The organism is Streptomyces sp. NPDC006529 (assembly GCF_040611795.1).
GTDB lineage: Bacteria > Actinomycetota > Actinomycetes > Streptomycetales > Streptomycetaceae > Streptomyces.
Genome location: NZ_JBEXPB010000006.1, coordinates 14,909 through 29,625, shown reverse-complemented (window position 1 = coordinate 29,625; position 14,717 = coordinate 14,909). Strand labels below are relative to the sequence as shown.

Annotated in this window: 15 protein-coding genes and 1 pseudogene; 13 read left to right on the top strand and 3 right to left on the bottom strand. The window is 73.1% G+C overall.

Translation table 11 applies throughout. From position 1 onward, the window contains the following. Nucleotides 1–162: 162 nt before the first annotated feature. Nucleotides 163–600, bottom strand: coding sequence for an ATP-binding protein (locus ABZY31_RS07165; protein ID WP_356405709.1), 438 nt, complete (start codon nucleotides 598–600; stop codon nucleotides 163–165). Nucleotides 601–796: 196 nt separating this feature from the next. Here ABZY31_RS07165 and ABZY31_RS07160 point away from each other — a divergent pair, with 196 nt between their 5' ends. Further along, on the top strand, nucleotides 797–1,672 hold the full coding sequence (locus ABZY31_RS07160; protein ID WP_356405707.1) for a helix-turn-helix transcriptional regulator: 876 nt from the start codon (nucleotides 797–799) through the stop codon (nucleotides 1,670–1,672). A 12-nt stretch (nucleotides 1,673–1,684) separates the two neighbouring features. Further along, nucleotides 1,685–1,906 carry a DUF397 domain-containing protein gene (locus ABZY31_RS07155; protein WP_356405705.1) on the top strand — a complete coding sequence of 74 codons (222 nt, stop codon included), beginning with the start codon at nucleotides 1,685–1,687 and terminating at the stop codon, nucleotides 1,904–1,906. Nucleotides 1,907–1,914: 8 nt separating this feature from the next. Here ABZY31_RS07155 and ABZY31_RS07150 read toward each other — a convergent pair whose 3' ends face one another. Further along, nucleotides 1,915–3,087, bottom strand: a complete 1,173-nt coding sequence (locus ABZY31_RS07150; RefSeq protein WP_356405703.1) for an 8-amino-7-oxononanoate synthase — start codon at nucleotides 3,085–3,087, stop codon at nucleotides 1,915–1,917. A gap of 153 nt (nucleotides 3,088–3,240) precedes the next feature. Between ABZY31_RS07150 and bioB the strand changes: the two genes are divergently transcribed. The 11 genes and pseudogenes from bioB to ABZY31_RS07095 all read left to right on the top strand — a co-directional run bounded on the left by bioB (nucleotide 3,241) and on the right by ABZY31_RS07095 (nucleotide 14,261). Continuing rightward, a complete protein-coding gene (gene bioB / locus ABZY31_RS07145; protein WP_356405701.1) occupies nucleotides 3,241–4,503 on the top strand; it encodes a biotin synthase BioB in 1,263 nt (420 codons plus the stop codon). After that, complete coding sequence (locus tag ABZY31_RS07140; protein WP_356405699.1) at nucleotides 4,496–5,818, top strand: adenosylmethionine--8-amino-7-oxononanoate transaminase; 1,323 nt, start codon at nucleotides 4,496–4,498, stop codon at nucleotides 5,816–5,818. The genes bioB and ABZY31_RS07140 overlap by 8 nt, the downstream gene beginning before the upstream one ends. Before the next feature lie 71 nt (nucleotides 5,819–5,889). Further along, nucleotides 5,890–6,651 (top strand): dethiobiotin synthase, encoded by a 762-nt coding sequence (bioD, locus tag ABZY31_RS07135; RefSeq protein ID WP_356405697.1) that lies wholly within the window; start codon nucleotides 5,890–5,892, stop codon nucleotides 6,649–6,651. A 162-nt stretch (nucleotides 6,652–6,813) separates the two neighbouring features. Continuing rightward, entirely contained in the window at nucleotides 6,814–7,488 is a 675-nt protein-coding gene (locus tag ABZY31_RS07130; RefSeq protein ID WP_356405695.1) for a methyltransferase domain-containing protein, read from the top strand. Between the two features lie 83 nt (nucleotides 7,489–7,571). Further along, nucleotides 7,572–8,000 (top strand): GNAT family N-acetyltransferase, encoded by a 429-nt coding sequence (locus ABZY31_RS07125; RefSeq protein WP_356405693.1) that lies wholly within the window; start codon nucleotides 7,572–7,574, stop codon nucleotides 7,998–8,000. 213 nt (nucleotides 8,001–8,213) lie between these two features. After that, entirely contained in the window at nucleotides 8,214–9,608 is a 1,395-nt protein-coding gene (locus ABZY31_RS07120; RefSeq protein ID WP_356405691.1) for a hemolysin family protein, read from the top strand. Further along, nucleotides 9,605–10,624 carry a hemolysin family protein gene (locus ABZY31_RS07115; protein ID WP_356405689.1) on the top strand — a complete coding sequence of 340 codons (1,020 nt, stop codon included), beginning with the start codon at nucleotides 9,605–9,607 and terminating at the stop codon, nucleotides 10,622–10,624. The genes ABZY31_RS07120 and ABZY31_RS07115 overlap by 4 nt, the downstream gene beginning before the upstream one ends. 107 nt (nucleotides 10,625–10,731) lie before the next feature. Further along, complete coding sequence (locus ABZY31_RS07110) at nucleotides 10,732–11,523, top strand: SGNH/GDSL hydrolase family protein (protein WP_356405687.1); 792 nt, start codon at nucleotides 10,732–10,734, stop codon at nucleotides 11,521–11,523. 114 nt (nucleotides 11,524–11,637) lie between these two features. Further along, entirely contained in the window at nucleotides 11,638–13,071 is a 1,434-nt protein-coding gene (purB, locus tag ABZY31_RS07105; protein WP_356405685.1) for an adenylosuccinate lyase, read from the top strand. Continuing rightward, a complete protein-coding gene (mug, locus tag ABZY31_RS07100) occupies nucleotides 13,068–13,670 on the top strand; it encodes a G/U mismatch-specific DNA glycosylase (protein WP_356405975.1) in 603 nt (200 codons plus the stop codon). The genes purB and mug overlap by 4 nt, the downstream gene beginning before the upstream one ends. Further along, nucleotides 13,667–14,261 (top strand): annotated as a pseudogene (locus ABZY31_RS07095) (HAD domain-containing protein). Before mug ends, ABZY31_RS07095 begins: the two are co-directional and overlap by 4 nt. An 84-nt stretch (nucleotides 14,262–14,345) precedes the next feature. Here the strand turns inward: ABZY31_RS07095 and ABZY31_RS07090 are convergent. Continuing rightward, a complete protein-coding gene (locus tag ABZY31_RS07090; protein ID WP_356405683.1) occupies nucleotides 14,346–14,708 on the bottom strand; it encodes a hypothetical protein in 363 nt (120 codons plus the stop codon). Nucleotides 14,709–14,717: the final 9 nt, after the last annotated feature.

The window sequence follows — 14,717 nt, the reverse complement described above, 5'->3', positions numbered from 1 at the left end:
TAGGGCGCCGGTTTTTCCGCGGCGTTAATTCACGTTTCCAGCAGGGACCGGATGCGGCGGCCGGGCGCAGCCGGACACCGGCTCGTATACGGCGGTACGTTGAGGGCAGCGAACTCTGCATGGAGCACAACGCCCCGGAGTGCGGCCAGGACTGACCGGTCCTCAGCCGCGGCGCGCCGCGGGGACCGTCCAGGGCAGCGCGATCCACACCGTCTTGCCGCCGTCGTCGGTGGGGCTGACCGAGAGCCGCCCCCCGGATTCCGCCGTGAGCCAGCGGATGATGACCATGCCCCGGCCGTTGTCCTGCTGGACGGCGGCCGGGAGCCGCTTCGGCCAGCGCGGATGACTGTCCGTCACCCCGACCCGCAGGAGTTCCTCGCGCTCCAGGCGGACGTCGACGGTGAAGGTGGGCGACTGGCCGAAGGTGTGCTGGACCGCGTTGGTGGCCAGTTCGGAGACGATCAGCCGGATGGTGTCCGCGATGTCGGCGTCCTCGGGAAGTCCCCATCCGCTCAGCACGTCCGCCACGTAGCGCCGGGCGGTGGAGACCGATGCGGGATCGCTCGGCAGGGTGACGGATGCTTCCTGGTGGTCTGCCATGGCGCGGTCCCTTTCCCACCGGAGCGCAATGCCCCGGATCTGTGCTGAGCGCCAGAGTGCCACTCATTGTCCCGGTGCTGCTGCCGTTCACCCAAGATCTGCATATATCTGTCCCTCGTTGCGGTGAACTCTGCTACGGAAGACCGTATTCGGACGGCAGACTGGTGCGAGCTGTGCCGGGGGTAAGGAGGCGGGTGTGCAACACGGTCCCGCGGTGCGCCGGCGCAAGCTCGGCGAGGAACTGCGTGCGCTCCGTGACCGGTCCGGACTCACCAGCGGTGAGGCGGCCCGGATCGTGGGGTGGCACCAATCGAAGATCAGCCGGATCGAGACCGGCCGCAGCGGGGTGAAGCCCGAGGACGTACGGCTCCTGCTCGACGCCTACGGAGGCGTGGGCGCCCAGCAGCGCGCCCTGCTGGAGGCGCTCTCGGCGTCCGCGGCCGGGCCGGGTCCCGAGATCGGGCGCGGTCCGCAATGGTGGCACGACTACCGAGGCCTGCTGCCGCAGGAGTACCGGGACTTCATCAGCCTGGAGGCGGGCGCCCGGTCCGCGCGCACGGTGGAGCTGTCCGTGGTCCCCGGCCTGCTGCAGACCCCCGCCTACGCCCGCGCGGTGACCCGGGCCGCGCTGGGCGGGCTGCCGGAGCCGAAGGTGGACGCGCTGGTCGACGTACGCCTCGCCCGGCAGTCGGTGCTGCGGACGGATCCGCCGCTGGAGCTGAGCGCGGTGCTCGACGAGGCGGTGCTGCGGCGCCAGATCGGCGGTCCGGGGGTGATGGCGGAGCAGCTGCGGTCGCTGGTGGTCGTGGCGCGGCTGCCGCAAGTGCGGCTCCAGGTACTGCCGTTCAGCGTAGGGGGGCATCTCGGCCTGACCGGACCGTTCGTCATTTTCTCATTTCCGGACATCGCCGATCTGGATGTGGTGGTACTCGACCATTTGACGAGTAGCCTCTATCTGGAGCGGAAGGAAGACCTTGAGGCGTACAGCGCCGCGTTCCGCACCATCCAGGCGCACGCCCTCCCGCCCCAGGACTCGTCGGATCTGATCAGCGCCCTCGCTGACGACGCGTAAGGAGGCACCCCCGTGTCCGCAACCCCCTTATCCCCCCGCGGACTTCTGATCAGCGCGCGGTGGCGGCGCAGCAGCCGCAGCACCGGAATGAACAACTGTGTGGAAACCGCCGTCCTCAGCGGCGGCCTGCTGGCCGTCCGCGACTCCAAGCGGGCGGACGGCCCGGCCGTGCTCTTCACCGGGCCGGCCTGGGACGGTTTCCTCACGCTGGTACGGGCGGACCTCGCCCGGTAACGCCGGTCCTACCGGTCCGCGGCTCCGGCCGGCGCGGTCGCCAGGATCGTGTCCACGGCCCGGGTGATCTCCTCCCCCGTGAGGTCCCCCCGGGCGGTCAGCCGCAGCCGGGAGATCCCGTCCGGCACGGACGGCGGCCGGAAGCAGCCCACGAACAGACCCGCCTCGCGGCAGTCGGCGGCCCAGCGCAGTGCCGCCGCGGCCGACGGGGCCCGTACCGACACCACGGCCGCGTCCGGCCGGGCCGCGGTCAGGCCGGACGCGGTGAGCCGCCCGTACAACCGGTCGGCCACCTCGCGGGCCCGCGCCGCCCGCTCCGGTTCGCGCTGGAGCAGGCGCAGGCTCGCGAGGGCCGCCCCCGCGGCGGCCGGAGCCAGCCCGGTGTCGAAGATGAAGGTCCGGGCGGTGTTGACCAAGTGCCGGATCACCCGGGCCGGGCCGAGGACCGCCCCGCCCTGGCTGCCCAGGGACTTCGAGAGGGTCAGCGTCGCCACCACGTCGGGCGCGCCCGCGAGCCCGGCGGCGTGCAGCGCGCCGCGGCCGCCCTCGCCCAGCACCCCCAGCCCGTGCGCGTCGTCCACGACCAGGGCGGCGCCGGCCGCGCGGCAGACGGCCGCGTACCCCGCGAGCGGCGCGGCGTCCCCGTCCACAGAGAACACCGAGTCGCTGACCAGCAGCGCCCGGCCCTCGTGGCCGGCCAGCGCCTTGGCCGCCGTGTCCGGATCCGCGTGCGGGACCACCTCCGTCCGCGCCCGCGAGAGCCGGCAGGCATCCACGATCGAGGCGTGGTTTCCGGCGTCGGAGACGACCAGCGTGTCCCGGTCGCTGAGCGCGGTGACGGCCGCGAGGTTGGCGGCGTACCCGGAGGACAGCACGAGCGCGGCCTCGAACCCGCAGAAGGCTGCCAGCTCCCGTTCCAGCTCGGCGTGCAGTTCGGTGGTCCCCGTGACCAGCCGCGACCCGGTGGCCCCGGCGCCCCAGCGCTCGGCGGCCTCGCGCGCGCCCGCGACGGTCTCGGGGTGGCGGGTCAGGCCGAGGTAGTCGTTGCTCGCGAGGTCGAGCAGGGACGAGGAGGCCGGCCGCGGCCGCAACGTCCGGACCAGTCCGGCGCGCTCCCGGGACCGCTCCGCGTCGTCGGTCCAGGCGAAGACCTCGGCGGGGTCGGGAAGGTGCTGGGGCATCGGCGGGTCCTCTTTTGTCGGCAGTCCACAGACCTGCCCGACCCTAGCCGCCCCGACTCCGGCGCCAGGTGTGGCGATACACACACTCCGATCCGGCCATGTTGTGCGATCTCTCCTTGGCCGGGAGTGGTCGTGTGGTCCAGGATCGGCGTCATGGACCTGCTGAACACCCTGGTGGACAAGGGGCTGCGGCGCGAGCTGCCGACCCGCGAAGAGGCGCTCGCCGTACTGGCGACCTCTGACGACGAACTGCTCGACGTGGTGGCCGCTGCCGGCAAGGTGCGCCGCCAGTGGTTCGGGCGTCGGGTCAAGCTGAACTACCTGGTCAACCTGAAGTCGGGCCTGTGCCCGGAGGACTGCTCCTACTGTTCCCAGCGGCTGGGTTCGAAGGCGGAGATCCTGAAGTACACCTGGCTGAAGCCGGAGGAGGCCTCCGAGGCCGCCGCGGCCGGGGTCGCGGGCGGCGCCAAGCGCGTGTGCCTGGTGGCGAGCGGCCGCGGCCCGACGGACCGGGACGTGGAGCGGGTCGGCAAGACCATCGCCGCGATCAAGGAGCAGAACGAGGGCGTCGAGGTCTGCGCCTGCCTGGGCCTGCTGTCGGACGGTCAGGCGGAGCGGCTGCGCGACGCGGGCGCCGATGCCTACAACCACAACCTCAACACGTCCGAGGCGACGTACGGGGCGATCACCAAGACCCACACCTACGCGGACCGCGTGGACACCGTGCAGAAGGCGCACGCCGCGGGCCTCTCCGCCTGCTCGGGCCTGATCGCGGGCATGGGCGAGAGCGACGAGGACCTCGTCGACGTCGTCTACTCGCTGCGCGAGCTGGACCCGGACTCGGTGCCGGTCAACTTCCTGATCCCGTTCGAGGGCACCCCGCTCGCCAAGGAGTGGAACCTCACCCCGCAGCGCGCACTGCGCATCCTGGCGATGGTGCGCTTTGTCTGCCCCGACGTCGAGGTCCGCCTCGCGGGCGGCCGCGAGGTCCACCTGCGCACGATGCAGCCGCTGGCCCTGCACCTGGTCAACTCGATCTTCCTCGGCGACTACCTCACCAGCGAGGGCCAGGCCGGCCAGGCCGACCTCGACATGATCGCGGACGCCGGTTTCGAGGTGGAGGGCGCCGGTACGTCGACCCTCCCCGCGCACCGCTCCGACGTCGCGGCCGGCGGCTGCGGCTCGCACGGCGAAGGCGCGGGCGCGGGTGCGTCCGTCTGCGGTTCGGCCGCTCCGGCCGGCGCGGACGCGGGCTGCGGTTCGGCGTGCGGGGGCTGCTCCGGCCACGCCGAGGACGCGGTGGCCGCCGTACCGGCGCAGGACGCCTCCGGGCAGGCCCCGGCCGGCGAGGTGCGCCCGGACCTGGTGGCCGTGCGCCGGCGCGGCGCGGGAACGGAACTCGCCCCCAATGCCTGATCCGCACCACCCGCACGACCCGCTGCCGGCCGGCGAGCTCCTCGCGCTGGACCGGCAGCACGTCTGGCACCCGTACGGCCCCATGCCCGGGCGGCAGGAGCCGCTGGTCGTCTCCTCGGCCTCGGGCGTCCGGCTGCGGCTCGGCCGGACGGCCGAGGGACGGGACGAACTGGTCGACGGCATGTCCTCCTGGTGGTCGGCCATCCACGGCTACAACCACCCGGTGCTCAACGAGGCCGTGCGCGACCAGCTCGGCCGGATGTCGCACGTCATGTTCGGCGGGCTCACCCACGAGCCCGCCGTCCGGCTCGCGGCGAAGCTGGTCGAGATCTCCCCGGCGGGCCTGGAACACGTCTTCCTGGCCGACTCCGGCTCGGTCGCCGTCGAGGTCGCGGTCAAGATGTGCCTCCAGTACTGGACCTCGATCGGCCGCCCGGGCAAGCACCGCCTGCTCACCTGGCGCGGCGGCTACCACGGGGACACCTGGCAGCCGATGGCCGTGTGCGACCCCGAGGGCGGGATGCACGAGCTGTGGCAGGGCATGCTGCCGCGCCAGATCTTCGCCCAGGAGCCGCCCGGCGGCTTCGACGCGCCCGTGGACCCGGCCTACGTGGAGCACCTGCGCTCCCTGGTCAGCAAGCACGCGGACGAGCTGGCCGCGGTGATCGTGGAGCCGGTGGTGCAGGGCGCGGGCGGCATGCGCTTCCACTCCCCCGGCTACCTGCGGGTGCTGCGCGAGCTGTGCGACGAGTACGGGGTGCTGCTGATCCTGGACGAGATCGCGACCGGATTCGGGCGCACGGGCGCCCTCTTCGCCGCCGACCACGCGGGGATCACCCCGGACGTGATGTGCGTCGGCAAGGCGCTGACCGGCGGTTACCTGACGCTGTCGGCGACTCTGTGCACGCCGCGGGTCGCGGACGGCATCTCGCGGGGCGAGGTGCCGGTGCTGGCGCACGGGCCGACCTTCATGGGCAACCCGCTGGCCGCCGCGGTGGCGCTGGCCTCGCTCGACCTGCTCCTGTCCCAGGACTGGGCGGGGGAGGTCAAGCGGATCGGGGCCGGGCTGGCGGAAGGCCTGGCTCCGGCGGCCGGTCTGCCCGGGGTGAAGGACGTACGGGTGCTGGGCGCGATCGGCGTGGTGCAGCTCGACCACCCCGTGGACATGGCCGCGGCGACCCGGGCGGCCGTTCGCGAGGGTGTGTGGCTGCGCCCGTTCCGGGACTTGATCTACACGATGCCGCCGTACGTGACGGGCGACGGTGACGTGGCGCGGATCTGCCGTGCGGTGTGCGCGGCGGCGCGGGAAGGCTGAGCGGGAAGACCGAGCTGAAGAGTCCGATGAGTACGGGTGCGATGAGTACGGGTGCGAGAGGTGCGGGGCCGATGGACGCGGGGTCGACGGGTGTGAGCGGTACGGGCAGGGGTCCTTCCGGTGTGGTGGTGGTGTCCGGGACGGGCACCGAGATCGGCAAGACCGTCGTCACCGCGGCGATCGCGGCCGCGGCGGTGGCCGCCGGGCGTTCCGTGGCGGTGCTCAAGCCGGCGCAGACCGGGGTGGGCCCGGACGAGCCGGGTGACGCGGCCGAGGTGGCGCGGCTGGCGGGCGCCGGGGTGATCACCCGGGAGCTGGCCCGCTATCCGGAGCCACTGGCTCCGGACACCGCGGCCCGGCGGTCGGGGCTGGCCACGGTCGGACCCGCGGAGGTGGCCGAGGCCGCCGGGAAGCTGGCCGCGGAGCACGACCTCGTCCTCGTCGAGGGGGCGGGCGGGCTGCTCGTACGCTTCGACGAGGCCGGGAACACCCTCGCCGACGCGGCCCGGCTGCTGCGGGCGCCGGTGCTGCTCGTGGTCCCCGCCGGGCTCGGCACCCTCAACTCGGCCGCGCTGACGGGCGAGGCGCTGCGGGCCCGCGGGCTGACGGGCCTCGGCCTGGTGGTCGGCAGCTGGCCGACCGCACCCGACCTCGCCTCCCGCTGCAATCTGGCCGACCTCCCGGCGGTGTCGGAGATGCCGCTGCTGGGCGCGGTCCCCCACGCTTCGGGGTCGCTGACCCCGGCCGCCTTCCGCGCCGCGGCGCCCGGCTGGCTGGCCCCGGACCTGGGCGGCGACTGGTCCGCGGCGGACTTCCTGCGGGCTTGGAGCTGAGGTCCTGCGAATCTGAAACTGAGGGGGGGTACTGAGGACCTGGGGCTGAGGGTCCTCGGAGCCGGGCCCGAGGTTTTCGGGACTTCTTCGCGGCGCCGCGGGTGGCGCCCCGCATCGGGGGGAGACTGGAGACACGCGTACGTCCGCTCCAGGAGGTCCGTCATGTCACCGCGCCCCCGCCGGACCCCGCCCCGGGACGCCGTCCACCACCCCGTGTTCGCCCGCTTCTACGCACGGATGAGCGTCCAGGCCGACTCCCGCGGCGGGATCTCCTCGCTGCGCGGCGAGCTGCTGCGCGGCCTCTCCGGCCGAATCATCGAGATCGGCGCGGGCAACGGGCTGAACTTCGCCCACTATCCGCGCGCCGTCTGCGAGGTGGTCGCGGTCGAACCGGAGCGCACCCTGCGCCGGCTGGCGGCCCGCGCCGCGCTGCGCGCCGAGGTCCCGGTGGATGTCGTACCGGGCGCCGCCGAGGCCCTTCCCGTCAAGAGCGAGGCCTTCGACGCGGCCGTGGCCTCCCTGGTGCTGTGCACCGTACGGGACCTGCCGCGCTCCCTCGCCGAGCTGCACCGGGTCATCCGGCCCGGCGGTGAGCTGCGCTTCTTCGAGCACGGACTGGCGCCCGGACCCACGATGGCCGGGATCCAGCGCGCGCTGGACCGGACCGTGTGGCCCCGGTTGTTCGGCGGCTGCCACACGGCGCGGGACATCCTGGCCGCGGTCGACGCCGCCGGCTTCCGGATCGTCGAGCAGCGCGGGCTGCGGATGCCGGAGCGCGGGCCCGCGCTGCCTACCTCGTACTGCGTGATCGGGTCGGCCCGGCGCTCCGACGACTGAACCGGCGCTCGCCCGGGGAGCCCCGCCGGCGTCCCGCGGTCGGGCATTGCGCGGGAACCCGTGCCCGTGCTGGGATCACGGTCATGATCGATCTGCGCATACGGACGGCCGGGGCGGCAGAGGCCGAGGACGTGCTGTCCTTCTGGAAGGTGGCGGCGGAGGGCACTTCCGTCACGGACGACGTGGACGGGGTCACCCGGCTCATCGAGCGGGATCCGGACGCCCTGATCCTCGCCGAGACCGACGGGCTCCTCGTGGGGTCCGTGATCGCGGGTTACGACGGCTGGCGCTGCTCGCTCTACCGGCTGGCGGTACTCCCCTCGCACCGCAGGCGCGGGATCGGCACGGCGCTCCTGGACGCCGCCGAGCGGCGCTTCCTGGCCGTGGGCGGACGGCGCGGGGACGCGATGGTGCTGGAGGCGAACGAGCCGGGGCGGCGGGCCTGGGCCGCGGCCGGCTACCACCGCGAGGACCACTGGCGCCGCTGGGTCAAGCCGCTCGGGACGGCGTAGCGTCCGTCCGGGCGCGTTCCGCGCCTCCTGCCCGTCATGTCGTCCGATCGAGCGATGCGCACACTTTGCCGATCCTTTACCCTGGGGGAGACCGCTTCCCGATGCAGTCCCCTCGAACGAAAGGTGTGAGCGTCCGCCCATGGGCGAGCCTCCCAGTACCCGACACCGCGCGATCCGCCTCCTCCTGTCTGATCATGGGACGGAGGTGAACCGATGACCGAAGTGCTTCTGCTCGTCGTCGCGCTGCTGCTCTGCCTCGCGTGCGGGGTCTTCGTCGCGGCCGAGTTCTCGTTGACGACCATCGAGCGCAGCGAGCTCGAAGGAGCCGCCGAGCGCGGCGAGCGCGGCGCCGACAGCGCCCTGGCCGCCGTCCGGAGCCTGACCTTCCAGCTCTCCGGCGCCCAGCTCGGCATCACCGTGACCGGCCTGGTCATCGGCATGATTTCCAAGCCCTCGATCGCCACCCTGCTCAAGGGGCCGTTCGAGGCCATGGGGCTGTCCGCCGGAGCCGCTTCGTCCACCGCCCTGGTCCTCGGCACCGCCGTGTCGACCGTCGTCCTGATGGTCGTCGGCGAACTGGTGCCGAAGAACTGGGCGATCTCCTCGCCGCTGGCCCTGGCCAAACGCGTGGCGACACCGCAGCGGATGTTCAGCCGGGCCTTCCGGCCGCTCATCGGCCACCTGAACACCACGGCCAACCACATGGTGCGCCGCTTCGGGCTGGAGCCGGCCGAGGAGCTGGCCTCCGCGCGCAGCCCGCAGGAGCTGGTGGCACTGGCGCGGCACTCCGCGAAGGCGGGCGCGCTGGAGAAGGACACCGCCGAACTGTTCGTGCGGACCCTGAACCTGGCCGACCTGACCGCGGAGAACGTCATGACCCCGCGGGTCCAGGTCACCGCGCTCGACGTGCAGACCACCGCGGAGGACGTGGCGAACGCGACCATGGCCACCGGCCTGTCCCGCTTCCCCGTCTACCGCGGCAGCCTCGACAGCGTCGTCGGCACGGTCCACATCAAGGACGTCCTGGCGCTGCCCGCCGCCGAACGCCACCGCTACCCGGTCGCGCAGCTGCTGCGCGAGCCGCTGCTCGTCCCCGAGTCACTGACCGTGGACCGGCTGCTGGACCGGCTCTCCGGCAGGCAGACGATGGCCGTGGTGATCGACGAGTACGGCGGCACGGCCGGCGTGGCCACCCTGGAGGACATCGTCGAGGAGGTCGTGGGCGAGGTCCGCGACGAGCACGACCCGCACGAGACCCCGGACCTGGCCGCGGCCGGTACGGACGCCTCCGGCCGCGCGCTCTTCTCCGCGGACGGCGCGGCGCGCACCGACCAGCTGGAGCGGATCGGCCTGCGGGTGCCGGACGGCCCGTACGAGACGCTGGCCGGGCTGATGGCCACCGAGCTCGGCCGCATACCGGTCAACGGCGACAGCCTGGAGCTGGGCGGCTGGCGCCTCGACGTGGTGGACGACAGCGGGCGGCGCGCCGCGCGCGTGCTGCTGCACGCGCCGGTCGAGGAGCCCGCCGACGCTTCGCGCGGACGCGACGGCGCGCACGGCAAGACCCGCCGCAAGAGCGGCGACACGCAGCCGGAGGAGGGCCGATGACCGCGATCCAACTACTGATCGGCCTGGCGACCCTGGTCGTCAACGCCTTCTTCGTCGGCGCGGAATTCGCGCTGATCTCGGTCCGGCGCAGCCAGATCGAACCGTACGCCGAGGCGGGCGACCGGCGGGCCCGGGCCGTGCTGTGGGGCCTGGAACACGTGTCGGCCCTGATGGCGGCGGCCCAGCTCGGCATCACGCTGTGCACCCTGGTGCTCGGTGTGGTCGCCGAACCGGCCATCGCCCACCTGCTGACCCCGCTCTTCGACCTGTTCGGGGTGCCGGCCGGGGTCACCCACGCGATCTCCTTCGTGGTGGCACTGGCGCTGGCGACGTACCTGCACATGCTCTTCGGCGAGATGCTGCCGAAGAACGTGGCGCTGGCCGAGCCGGTCCGTACCGCGCTGCTGCTCGGGCCGCCGCTGGTGACCCTGACGCGCGGCCTGCGGCCGGTGATCTTCGCGATCAACGCCTTCGCCAACGCGTTGCTGCGGCTGCTGCGGGTCGAGGTGAAGGACGAGGTGGCCGCGACCTTCTCGGACGACGAGCTGGCCCGGATCGTCAAGGACTCCAACGCCGCGGGCCTGATCGACGGCCGGGCGAGCGAGCGGCTGCACGACGCGCTGGAGCTGGGCCGCCGGCCCGTCATCGAGGTGGCGCTGCCCATGGACCGGGTCCTCCCGGCCGAGGAGGGCATCACGCCGGAGGGGCTGGAGCGGCTCTCCGCCACGTCCCGCTACTCGCGGTTCCCGGTGCTCGACGGTCAGGGAAAGATCCTCGGCTACCTGCACGTCAAGGACGCCCTCGACGTCACCGCGCGGGACGAGGCCTTCCCGGTCTCGGCGCTGCGCCCCATCGCCCAGGTCCGGGCCCAGACTCCGCTGGATGACGTCCTGACCGCCATGCGGCGCAGCCGGACGCACCTGGCGGCGGTCCTCGGTGCGGACGGGACCATGACCGGTCTGGTCACGATGGAGGACGTGCTGCGCGAGCTGTTCGGGAACCGCTCGGCCACGTGACGACGATCCCGGGCAGCGACCGGCCGGGTCCGGCAGCCCGGCCTGCGGCGCGACGTCCCCGGTCCTCATCGCGGGACCGGGGAACCGCGCGGTAGCATCGCTGCGCCATGGAGATGAATGCGACATACACGAGTCTGGTCGCGGTCGGCGACTCCTTCACCGAGGGCATGTCCGACGCGCTGCCGGACGGCTCCTACCGGGGCTGGGCGGATCTGCTCGCCGCCCGTCTCGCCGCGCGGGAACCGGGGTTCCGCTACGCGAACCTCGCGGTGCGCGGCAAGCTGATCGGCCAGATCGCCGAGGAGCAGGCACCCCTGGCGGCCTCGATGGGCGCGGACGTGGTGACCCTGGTGGGCGGCCTGAACGACACCCTGCGACCCAAGGTCGACATGGGACGGGTGCGCGGCCACCTGGAAGCCGCGGTGGAGACCCTGGCGCCCGCGTGCGGGCAGCTCGTCCTCATGCGCTCGCCCGGCCGCCAGGGGCCCGTGATGGAACGTTTCCGCCCGCGCATGGAAGAGCTGTTCGCCATCATCGACGAGCTGGCCGCGCGGCACGGCGCTCTCGTCGTCGACCTGTACGGCGCCCCCGTCCTCGGCGATCAGCGGCTCTGGCACGCCGACCGGCTGCACCTCACGGACGAGGGCCACCGCAGGGTGGCCGAGGCCGTGTGGCAGGCGCTGGGGCTGCCCGCGGAGGAGGACTGGCGCACGCCGCTGCTCCCTTCGCCGCCGCCGGGCTGGGCGACCCGGCGCGTCCACGACGCGCGTTTCGCCCGCGAGCACCTGCTCCCCTGGATCGGCCGCCGCCTGACGGGCCGCTCCTCGGGCGACGGCCGCCCGGCGAAGCGGCCGGAACTGCTGCCGTACGGCGCCACAGCGGACGAACGGCTCCCGTGAGCACCCCGGTTCACGGGCGCCTGGCCCCGGCCCGGCCTCGTAGCAAACCACAACCGGCCGCGGGTCGCCCACCTGCGTGAACGCACAGCCGAAGCGCAAGTAGAATCCCTTTACGTGACTGCCAAGCCCCGCATCCCCAATGTCCTGGCCGGCCGCTACGCCTCCGCGGAGCTCGCCGTCCTGTGGTCCCCCGAGTACAAGGTGACGCTGGAGCGGCGGCTGTGGCTCGCCGTCCTGCGCGCCCAGAAGGACCTCGGCATCGAGGTGCCCGACGCGGCCCTCGCCGACTACGAGCGCGTCCTGGAACAGGTCGACCTGGCCTCCATCGCCGAGCGCGAGAAGGTCACCCGGCACGACGTGAAGGCCCGGATCGAGGAGTTCAACGCCCTCGCCGGTCACGAGCACGTGCACAAGGGCATGACCTCCCGCGACCTCACCGAGAACGTCGAGCAGCTCCAGATCCGGCTCTCCCTGGAGCTGGCCCGCGACCGCACCGTCGCCGTGCTGGCCCGCCTCGGCAAGCTGGCCGCCGAGCACGCCGAGCTGGTCATGGCCGGGCGCTCCCACAACGTCGCGGCACAGGCCACGACCCTGGGCAAGCGCTTCGCGACCGCCGCCGACGAGCTGCTCGTCGCCTACGGCCGCCTGGAGGACCTGCTGGAGCGCTACCCGCTGCGCGGGATCAAGGGCCCGGTCGGCACCTCCCAGGACATGCTCGACCTCCTCGGCGGCGACACCGCCAAGCTCGCCGACCTGGAGCGGCGCATCGCGGGCCACCTCGGCTTCGCCCACGCCTTCACCTCGGTGGGCCAGGTCTACCCGCGCTCGCTCGACTACGACGTGGTCACCGCGCTGGTGCAGCTCGCCGCCGCCCCGTCCTCGATCGCCAAGACGATCCGCCTGATGGCCGGACACGAGCTGGTCACCGAGGGCTTCAAGCCCGGCCAGGTCGGCTCCTCCGCGATGCCGCACAAGATGAACACCCGCTCCTGCGAGCGCGTGAACGGCCTCATGGTCATCCTGCGCGGCTACGCCTCGATGACCGGCGAGCTGGCGGGCGACACCTGGAACGAGGGCGACGTCTCCTGCTCCGTGGTCCGCCGCATCGCGCTGCCGGACGCCTTCTTCGCCTTCGACGGTCTGCTGGAGACCTTCCTGACCGTCCTGGACGAGTTCGGCGCCTTCCCGGCCGTCGTCGCCCGCGAGCTGGACCGCTACCTCCCCTTCCTGGCCACCACCAAGGTCCTGATGGGTGCGGTACGGGCCGGCGTCGGCCGCGAGGCCGCCCACGAGGTCATCAAGGAGCACGCGGTGGCCTCGGCCCTCGCGATGCGCGAGCAGGGCGCCGAGCGCAACGAACTGCTCGACAAGCTGGCCGCCGACGCGCGCATGCCGCTGGACCGCGCGCAGCTCGACGCCCTGATGGCCGACAAGCTGTCCTTCACCGGCGCCGCCGGCGACCAGGTCGCCGTGGTGGTCTCCCGCATCGAGGAGATCACCAAGCAGCACCCGGAGGCCGCCGGCTACACCCCGGGGTCGATCCTCTGACCCCCGAAGAGCTGGCCGCCGCCCGCGACCGCATCCTCCCGGATGTGGTCGCGGGCGGTTTGCGCGTCCTGTTCTGCGGGATCAACCCGGGCTTGATGTCCGCCGCCACGGGCCACCACTTCGCCCGCCCCGGCAACCGCTTCTGGCCGGTCCTGCACCTGTCGGGCTTCACCCCGCGCCGCCTGGCCCCCGCGGAGCAGGAGGAGCTGCTGACCTACCGGCTGGGCATCACCAACGTCGTGGCCCGGGCCACCGCCCGCGCCGACGAACTGAGCGCCGAGGAATACCGCGAGGGCGGCCGCCTCCTGACCGCGAAGGTGGAACTCCTGCGCCCCCAGTGGCTCGCCGTGGTCGGCGTGACCGCCTACCGCACGGCCTTCGGTGAGCGCGGCGCCAAGATCGGCCCGCAGGAGCGGACCATCGGCTCCACCCGGATCTGGGCCCTGCCCAACCCGAGCGGCCTCAACGCCCACTGGACAGCCCACACCATGGCCGAGGAGTACGCCCGCCTCCGCCTCACCGCCGAGACCGGGACCGGGACCGGGACCGAGGATGGGGCTGAGACCGGGGCCGGGGCTGAGACCGAGGCCGACCGGTGACCACCCCTGGCACCCGGCCAGGTACGCCCCTGCTCTTCCTCGACGTCGACGGCCCACTCATCCCGTTCGGCGGGCCCCCACCCCACCAGCCCTCCCCCCTCCGCACCGCCCCACGAGGGCAGCGCGCACCCCCTCCTCCACCGCCTCGACTCCCGCCACGGCCCCCGGTTGTCGGCCCTGCCCTGCACCCTGATCTGGGCCACGACATGGATGGCCGACGCGAACACCGACCTCGCACCCCGGCTCGGCTTCCCACCGCTGGAAGTGATGACCTGGCCGGAGCCCTCGGGCACGGACCCCCAGGCGGAACGGGACAGGCAGACGAACCAGGAGGAAGACGACCTGCGCAGGGGTCTCCACTGGAAAACACGCGGGCTGGTCGCGCGGGCGGCGGGGCACCCGTTCATCTGGGTCGATGACGAGATCACGGACAGGGACCGCGCCTGGGTGTCCGCCCACCACCGGGGCTTCGCCCTGCTGCACCGGGTCGACCCCCGCCAAGGCCTCACCGACCCTGACTACGCCACCCTCACCGACTGGCTCCGCCACCCGTCCTCTCAGCCTCCCCCATGGACTCCCGCAGGCAGCTGAGCGGCCCGCCGGTCCGTCCTCTGTGGCGGATCGGTTCCCGGGCGGGGAGATCCCAGGGCGGGTCGGTTCCCGGCCCGGTCGGTTCTAGGGCGGGTCGATGACGGTCACCGCGGCCATCAGTTGCGGTGAGTGGTCGGCCCCCCATTCCGCCGCGTACACGGCCACCCAGTGCTCGCCAGCCCGCCACACGTGCACGTGGTCGGTGGTTCCGCTCATCTCGCCCCACGGTTCGGGGATCTCTTCCCCCGCGACCACCCGCGCCAGCAGGCTCCCCAGGTGGAACACCTGCGCCTCCCCCCACCGCTCCGTCAACCGCTGGGTGAGGGCGCCGTACTCGGCTGAGATCTGTTCTGCGCCGGCTATCCGGTCAGCCGCGTCCTCGTCTCCGTACCAGTGGCTCTCACCCAGCTCCACGAGGTGGTAACCCGGACCGCTCCGTTCGGTCACCGATCTGCT